The organism is Kribbella sp. (genome assembly GCF_035687465.1).
Lineage (GTDB): Bacteria > Actinomycetota > Actinomycetes > Propionibacteriales > Kribbellaceae > Kribbella.
Genome location: NZ_DASRXP010000442.1, coordinates 1 through 7,427, shown reverse-complemented (window position 1 = coordinate 7,427; position 7,427 = coordinate 1). Strand labels below are relative to the sequence as shown.

Annotated in this window: 7 protein-coding genes; 3 read left to right on the top strand and 4 right to left on the bottom strand. The window is 67.9% G+C overall.

Features of this window, described 5'->3' with window-relative positions; all coding sequences use genetic code 11:
• Together trpD and VFG33_RS22840 are read right to left on the bottom strand one after the other, a co-directional pair.
• On the bottom strand, positions 1-575 hold a 575-nt coding region (trpD, locus tag VFG33_RS22845; RefSeq protein ID WP_325054965.1), incomplete at its 3' end, for an anthranilate phosphoribosyltransferase.
• 829 nt (positions 576-1,404) lie between these two features.
• Entirely contained in the window at positions 1,405-2,172 is a 768-nt protein-coding gene (locus tag VFG33_RS22840; RefSeq protein ID WP_325054964.1) for a glycoside hydrolase family 16 protein, read from the bottom strand.
• Positions 2,173-2,265: 93 nt separating this feature from the next.
• Here VFG33_RS22840 and sigJ point away from each other — a divergent pair, with 93 nt between their 5' ends.
• Entirely contained in the window at positions 2,266-3,174 is a 909-nt protein-coding gene (gene sigJ / locus VFG33_RS22835) for an RNA polymerase sigma factor SigJ (RefSeq protein WP_325054963.1), read from the top strand.
• 19 nt (positions 3,175-3,193) lie between these two features.
• Here sigJ and VFG33_RS22830 read toward each other — a convergent pair whose 3' ends face one another.
• Positions 3,194-4,054 carry a phosphotransferase gene (locus tag VFG33_RS22830; RefSeq protein ID WP_325054962.1) on the bottom strand — a complete coding sequence of 287 codons (861 nt, stop codon included), beginning with the start codon at positions 4,052-4,054 and terminating at the stop codon, positions 3,194-3,196.
• 101 nt (positions 4,055-4,155) lie between these two features.
• On the opposite strand from VFG33_RS22830, the gene VFG33_RS22825 reads away from it, so the two are divergent.
• Positions 4,156-5,469, top strand: coding sequence for an FAD-binding oxidoreductase (locus tag VFG33_RS22825; RefSeq protein WP_325054961.1), 1,314 nt, complete (start codon positions 4,156-4,158; stop codon positions 5,467-5,469).
• A gap of 108 nt (positions 5,470-5,577) precedes the next feature.
• Here VFG33_RS22825 and VFG33_RS22820 read toward each other — a convergent pair whose 3' ends face one another.
• Positions 5,578-6,438, bottom strand: coding sequence for a VldE C-terminal domain-containing protein (locus VFG33_RS22820; protein ID WP_325054960.1), 861 nt, complete (start codon positions 6,436-6,438; stop codon positions 5,578-5,580).
• 279 nt (positions 6,439-6,717) lie between these two features.
• On the opposite strand from VFG33_RS22820, the gene VFG33_RS22815 reads away from it, so the two are divergent.
• Positions 6,718-7,427, top strand: a 710-nt coding sequence (locus VFG33_RS22815) for an enoyl-CoA hydratase/isomerase family protein (protein WP_325054959.1), incomplete at its 3' end; no start/stop codon positions are given.

Here is a 7,427-nt window from a genome sequence, read left to right as displayed (position 1 = left end):
TCCGCCGGGTTGATCAGCGGCCCGAGGATGTTGAACGCGGTCGGTACACCGAGCTCCCGCCGTGCTGCGGCGACGTGACGCAAGCCCGGGTTGAACCTCGGCGCGAAGAGGAAGGTGATCCCCGTCTCGACCGCAACGTTCGCGGCGGCCGTGGGGGAGAGGTCGAGCGAGATCCCGAGCTGCTCGACCAGATCGGCCGAACCGCCGGACGCCGAGGAGGCCGCGCGTCCGCCGTGCTTGACCACGGTGATGCCGGTCGACGCCGCCACGATCGCGGCCATGGTGGAGATGTTCACCGCGTTCGTGCGATCACCCCCGGTGCCGACGATGTCGACGGTGTTGCCGGGAACGTCAACCGGCGTTGCGAATCCGCGAAGAGCCGAAGCCAGGCCGGCGATCTCCGTGGCGGTTTCGCCCTTGGCTCGCAGCGCGATCAGGAATCCGGAGATCTGAGCGGACGTCGCCTCACCGCGGACCACCTGATCCATGGCCCAGGCGGTGTCGTCCTGGGTGAGATCCCTGCCGCTGAGCAGGTCGACGATGATCGCAGACCAAGTACGAACTGTTGTTGCCATCGGCAATCCTCGGTGGTTGGGCCGACCCGACGAGGAGATGCAAACGGCCGCCTCATCGAGGCAGCCGTCGGTTTCAGTGCAGGAACAAGGGGCCGCCCTAGTCGACGGCCCACCACATGCTCAAACACCCGGTCACACCCCAACGCTACCAAACCCCAGCCGCCCCCCAACCCAGTGCGCGGCAACCGGGATCCGTCGACTGGAGGGCCGGACCTCCAGCACTCAGTAACACCCAGCCGCGGGCGGGTGAGGCCCGCGATGACGCTCACCGGGTGGCCGGGAACCACCGGCCGGCGCGGTTCGTGAGTGCTGGCGGTCCGCAGCTCCAGCCCACTACGACCTAGCGCGCACTCGACGAGGTGTACTCGCCACGGCAGGACGACTACGACCACTCGGGCGACGGCACCGACCCGGACCTGCACCCGGCGCCGCTTCGGTTGGGGCCGGACCGCCGGGCCATCACAAAGGAGGTGGACGAGCCGCCGGCACGCTCAGTCGAGTTCAGCCGCGTGCCCATTGATGGCCCTCCGATCCGGCCCAAGCCCATCGCCGACGGAGGCCGCGTGGTTGCCCACGAAGACCGAGTCCGGTACCACCTGGAAGTGGTTCTGCGCGCCCCCTTCCGGGCCGGGGGTTTAGCGCCTAGCGCGCCGGATCCCGGCCGCTCCAGTCTCGCCGTCGTACCCGTACTCCGCGCCGCGGCCGCGACGCCGGACCTCCAGCACTCAGTAACGCCTCGCCGCGCCCAGCCGGATCCCGGGTCCAGGCTGGCTGGAGTCCCAGAACCACCCAGCGACGCGGGTTGATGAGTGCTGGCGGTCCGGCCCGGCTAGGGGGTGTGGCCGCGGATGGAGTCGATGGTGAAGGTGGGGGTGTGGGTGGCGTCTTCGCCCGTGGACCACTCGGGGAAGTCGAAGACGGCGAGCATCAGTTGCAGCGGGTAGGCCGGTGGTTGTGCGCAGGTACGGATTTGCTGACCGTCGACGAAGAACTCGGCTTGACCGGCGGACCACTGCACGGAGTACGTGTGGAAGTCTGAAATGTCGATCGGCAGCCGTACGGCGGCGAAGTCCTCGGTGGTCGCGGGGTCGCGGAAGGTGTGCAGGCCCATGCCGATCTCGGCCGACTCGCCTGGCACCACGGTGTTGCCGAAGACCTCCATCACGCAGATCTCCCCGCAGCGCTCGGGGCTGTCCTCCAGGCCGACCATCCAGAGCGAGACCATCGACCGCGGTGAGATGTCGGCGCGGGCGCGGAGCTCGATGGTGCCGTGCTCCGGCGTCCAACCCCAGAACGGTTCCTGCTCCTCGCGCACCACCAGTCCGTCGCGGTACGGCTGCTGACCGACCGTGCTGCCCACCGGCCCGGAGAAGTTGCCCGACTGGATTCCCGACACCCGCAGCGGCGGAGTGTGGTCGCCGCCGCACCACAGCCCCTGCTCCGGCGGGATGCTCAGCTGAAGGCAGGACTCGCTGATCTCGTACTTCGCGGCGGTGGCGGCGCGGGAACTCCAGTGCGGCAGGTAATGGGGAAACCACACGGTGGAATCGAGCCCGGGTCCGTCGAAATGGTCCAGGAAGACCAATTCATCCGTCATGGAACCCATCCTCAGGGCCGGATCGCGCGATGTCACATCCTCATGGTTTGCTCCGTCAGGGTAGTGACTGCTCGCGATGGGAGAATCTGACCTGTGGACCACCACGACACCAAGTTCGACCAGAGTGACGCCGGCGCCCAGTCGCTTGCCGTGAGGTTCGAGGAGAACCGCACTCAGCTGCGGGCAGTTGCATACCGGATGCTCGGGTCCGTCACCGAGGCTGACGACGCGGTGCAGGAGGCGTGGTTGCGGCTGAGTCGGTCCGACGTCAGCGACGTACGGAATCTCGGCGGCTGGCTGACCACGGTCGTGTCGCGGGTCTGCCTGGACATGCTCCGGAGCCGGAAGTCGCGCCGCGAGGACCCGCTGGACACGTTCGTACCTGATCCCGTGCTGACCCGGATGGATCCCGAGGAGGAGGCGGTCCAGACCGACTCGGTCGGGCTCGCGATGCTGGTGGTGTTGGAGACCTTGGCGCCGGCGGAACGGCTCGCGTTCGTGCTGCACGACATGTTCGGCCTGAGCTTCGACGAGGTCGCGGAGATCGTCGACAAGACCCCGCCCGCGGCCAGGCAACTCGCCAGCCGCGCCCGCCGCCGGGTGCAGGGTGCATCGGCGAACGAAGGCGACCCGGACCGTCACCGCGAGATCGCCGAGGCGTTCATCGCGGCCTCCCGCGCCGGCGACTTCGAGGGCCTACTCGCCCTCCTCGATCCCGACGTCGTACTACGCGCCGACGCCGGCGCCGACGTACCCGCCCACGCGACAGGCGCATCGCGGCTCGTACGCGGTGCACTCACAGTGGTGAAGCAGGCCCTCACCTTCACCAAGCTCGCGCCTCACACCCGCGTAGCCCTGGTAAACGGCACCCCAGGCGCCATCACCGTCGTCAACAACCAGTTGATGGGCGTCATGGCAATCACAGTCACCAACGGCCGCATCACCGAAATCAACATCCTCGCCGACCTCAACCGCCTCCACCATCTCCCCATCCCCGCCTGAGGCCCTAGCTGCCTGAGGCCTAGCTATAGGTGGGGAGCAGGGAGAGGAACCGGGCGGCCTGCAGGTTGCCGGCGTTTGGTGGATTGCGGTCGACCGCCGGTCCACCTGGCCGGAGCATGGTCAACCAGAACGCCGCCCAGAGACAACGGGCTGCGTGGAACCGACCGGCGTGGAGCTGCAGTGCGCCAGGGTGGTTGGCGTCGGTCCGGATGCCCGTCGTGGTGAAGCGATCGATCAAGGGCGTCCAGTCGGTGGTGCGACAGGCAAGGTGCTCGACGAGGTTGGCGAGTTCCATCGCGAGGTCGCTGCGGCCGGCGTCTTCGAAGTCGATGATCCGTACCCGCGAGCCGTCCCAGAGGTAGTTCGACAGGTTCGGGTCGCCGTGACCGACAACGGGCACCGACGGTTCGTAGTACTGGTCGAGCACTCCGCTGCTCAACCACGCGGTCGCGGCGGTCTGTGCAGCACCGACGATTCCGGTGCCCCGCCACGTGCCCATCGCCTCACGGACCCGGTCGACAAAAGCCGAGTAGGAGATCGGTGTCAGATCGTCAGCCGGGATGGACCAGAGCTCAAGCAGCGCGGTCCCCAGCCCCGCGAGCTCCTCCGGTGCCAGCGCACCCGCAAGCGGCCGACCCGGCACTAAACTCATCAAGATCGAAAGCCCGTCAGCTCCGGCCGACCCGGTGCCGATACCACCCGGGCTGCAGCCACTTGTGCCACCCCAGGAACACCGGAGAGGTGATGGGACGAGGTCGGGTTCGGCAGCTGAGACCAGCTGAAGCGCCGCCCACTCACGCAGGTGCTCACCGCGCGCCCAATCGACATACCGCTTGATGACCACACCCCCGCAAATGCTCACGCTGTGCGTCTGACTCATCTAGCGAAGTCTCCCGGAAAAGATCTGGGGAGGGTGTCCAATTTGGGTGGGGGGCTTCGACGTGTGTGTAGAGGGCGGACACAGGTGAGGGAGTCGGAGTGATGACTGTTCAGGCGGTTTTGGCGGATGCGGGTGTGGTGGCGGGGCTGTTGGGGGCTGGCTTCAACGGGGTTGTGCATCGGCCTGGGGACGCGGCGTACGACGTTGAGCGGCGATCTGTGGTGCCGGGGTTCGAGTCGCGGCCGGTGGTTGTGGTGGAGGCGCTCGGGCGGACCGACGTCCAGGCTGCGGTTCGGACGGCGAGGGAGTACGGGCTTCCGCTCGCGGTGCAGGCGACGGGTCATGGCACCCGGGTTCCTGCTGATGGCGGGATGCTGGTCAAGACCTCGCAGATGACCTCGATGCTGATCGACGGAGAGCGGATGATCGCCAAGGTCGGCCCGGGAGTTCGCTGGGGTGCGGTGATCGATGCCGCCGCCGAGTTCGGGCTGGCGCCGCTGGCCGGATCGTCGCGAGACGTCGGCGTCACCGGTTACACCCTTGGCGGCGGGGTCGGCTGGCTGGCTCGCAAGTACGGGTTCGCCGCCGACAGCGTGGTTCGCGCGGAGGTCGTCACGGCTGACGGGCGGGTCGTCACTGCCAGCGCCGACGAGCACCCGGACCTGTTCTGGGCGATCCGCGGCGGCAGCGGCAACTTCGGCATCGTCACGTCGCTCGAGTTCCGGCTGTACCCGGTCCGCAAGGTCCACGCCGGCATCGTGTACTTCGGGTTCGACCGCGCGGCGCAAACGCTGAGGTTCTACCGCGACTGGTCCGCCACGATCCCCAACGAACTGAGCACCGCCGTCGTCCTGACCCGCATCCCCGACACCGACGCCTTCCCGGCGGAACTGCGCGGCACCCGTGCCCTGGCGATCAAGGCCCTGTACGCCGGGGACGCGGACCTGGCCGAGCACATTCTCAAACCACTGTTCGACGTCGCCGGCCCGGTCCTGGCCGGGGAACTCCGCACGATGCCGTTCCGGGACTCCGCGATGGGCGGCACCCCCGCTCGTTATCTGGACCTGGTCGACACCCTGCCGGACGACCTGATCGACGAACTGGCCCTCACCAACCAGCAAGAGGCGCCGACCGTGGAGATCCGGCACTGGGGTGGCGCAATGGCGAACCCTGGCCCCGGTGCGGGACCAGTCGGGCACCGCGACGCGCAGTACTCGCTGATCATCGACCAGGAAGTGCCGCAGTTGGCGGACGTCCTGCGGACCACCGGACGGACCTTCGTCAACTTCCTGGCGGACCCGGAGCGCACCGGGACGGCGTACGCGGAGAACGACTACCGGCGGCTACGCGAGGTGAAGCGCGCCTACGACCCGGACAACCTCTTCCACTTGAACCACAACATCCGCCCCGCATGAAAGCCGGCCCGCATGAAAGCCGGCCCAGTGGGCACCGGAGTGCTGTGACAAGAACGGCCCGACCCCCAGGTGGAGGTCGGGCCGCTCAAAACCGCAGGCGATAGAACGTCAGATGGTGCCTGAGTTGCCGTAGACGCTGACGTGCACGTGGTCGAAGTGGTTCGCCGTGACACCACCGCGATCCTCCATCCCGCGCCAGCCTTCGCTGCTGCGCTGGACCGTCCAGATCTGCTGCTCCCAGATCAGCTCGCTGACGCCGAGCTTCTTGTAGTTGGCGTGCAGCCAGTCCGCGACCTCTTGGCCCTCGGCGCCGCTGACCATGATGTCCAGCGCGTGGCCCGTCGAGTGCTCGCTGCCACTGTCGCCGGACCGGAGGCCGCCGTACGACGTGATGTTCGGGAACTCGTTGCAGATCGCGCGGTGGACCCGGATCGCGTCTGCGGTCAGGCCGTCCTCCACGCTCGAGCCCGACTTGCAGGCCGCTTGGCTGATCCCACCGGCGACGGTGGCGACCGGCTTGGTGGCCGACAGGTACTGCGCCTTGACCCAGCGGGCGACGCCGTCGCGGACGATCTGCGCCCAGATGCCGTCCACCTTGCCGGTGACCGAAACCTTGCTGGCCTTCGGGAGCACGGTGAGCAACGTGCCGGCCGCCGCAGGCGCTGACCAGACGTTCAGATCGGTGGTGGTGTATTTGCTGCCGATGATCTTCGGCGGGGCGACCTTCGCGGTCTCGGCGGCCCGGGTCTTCGTCGAAGTCGGCTTCGGGATCGGAGCCTGCTTCTTCAGGTGCTTCGCGGCCGGCGCCGTCGGTTTCACCGACGGCTTCGCGGAGGGGACATTGAGCGGAGGGCGGAGCATGTCTCGACTGGTCTGTGCCTCGCGCGCCAACTGCAGGGAAGAGCTGGCGATCGGAGCATCCGACGTCGGGGCCTGGTCAGGGAAAGCAACCGCCGAACCGGTGGCCATCAGAGCCACCGTCGCACCGGGAATCGCGACCTTCACGATGCCGGGGCGGATCACTTGGCGGCGCGGTTGACGGTGCCGCGCCTGTCTATGCCGTCCTTCAGCCACTGGATCACCCAATCTGCCGAGATCAAAACGTTATCGACCGGAGGAGTCAAGCACAGATCCCGGCGGGTCTCACAACCGAGTCCGAGTTTTAACGTATTGCGAACATGCCGCACGCTCAGCGGAGTGTGATTTGGCAGGCAGCACCTCAGCGTCAGGTCTGTTTGACTGCGTGTCATGGAATTGGGCTTCAGCATCGTCACCAACGAGGTTTCCCGGCTCGTGATCGACCGGGCGGACAAGCGGAACGCCCTGACCCGCGCGATGTGGCAGGCGTTGCCGGGGCTGCTCGAACCGCTGGCCGCCGATCCGGCGGTGAAGGTCCTGCTGGTCTCCGGGGCCGGGCCGAGCTTCTCCGCGGGCGCGGATATCGGCGAGCTGGTGTCCGGGCGCGATCCGGCCGATCCGATGGCGGAGATCCGGGCCTACAACCTGCGGGCGCAGGCGGCGTTGCGGGATTTCCCGAAGCCGACCGTGGCGGTGATCCGCGGGCACTGCATCGGCGGCGGCCTCGAGATCGCGGCGAACTGCGACTTCCGGTTCGCGGCACACGGCAGCACGTTCGGGGTGACGCCGGCCCGGATCGGGGTGGTCTACCCGCCGGCCGCGATCAAGGTCCTGGTGGATCTGGTCGGGCCCGCGACAGCGAAGTACCTGCTCTTCAGCGGTGAACTGCTGACCCCGCAGCAGGCCGAGCTCAAGGGCCTGGTCGACAGGGTGGTCGCCGCGGATGATCTCGAGTCCGAGGTCGACGCGTTCGCGGCGACGCTGGTGGCGCGGTCGCAGCTGACGATCCGCTCGGTCAAGGAGACGGTGAACGCGCTGCTGGCCGGCGTCGAGGCGGACCCGGCCGCGTTCAAGCGCTACCAGGAGACCATCAGCAGCGG

Coding starts and splice junctions, on each gene's coding strand:
- VFG33_RS22840 (WP_325054964.1), bottom strand. CDS start 2,172: ATGACGGATGAATTGGTCTTCCTGGACCATTTCGACGGACCCGGGCTC.
- VFG33_RS22830 (WP_325054962.1), bottom strand. CDS start 4,054: ATGAGTCAGACGCACAGCGTGAGCATTTGCGGGGGTGTGGTCATCAAG.
- VFG33_RS22825 (WP_325054961.1), top strand. CDS start 4,156: ATGACTGTTCAGGCGGTTTTGGCGGATGCGGGTGTGGTGGCGGGGCTG.
- VFG33_RS22820 (WP_325054960.1), bottom strand. CDS start 6,438: ATGGCCACCGGTTCGGCGGTTGCTTTCCCTGACCAGGCCCCGACGTCG.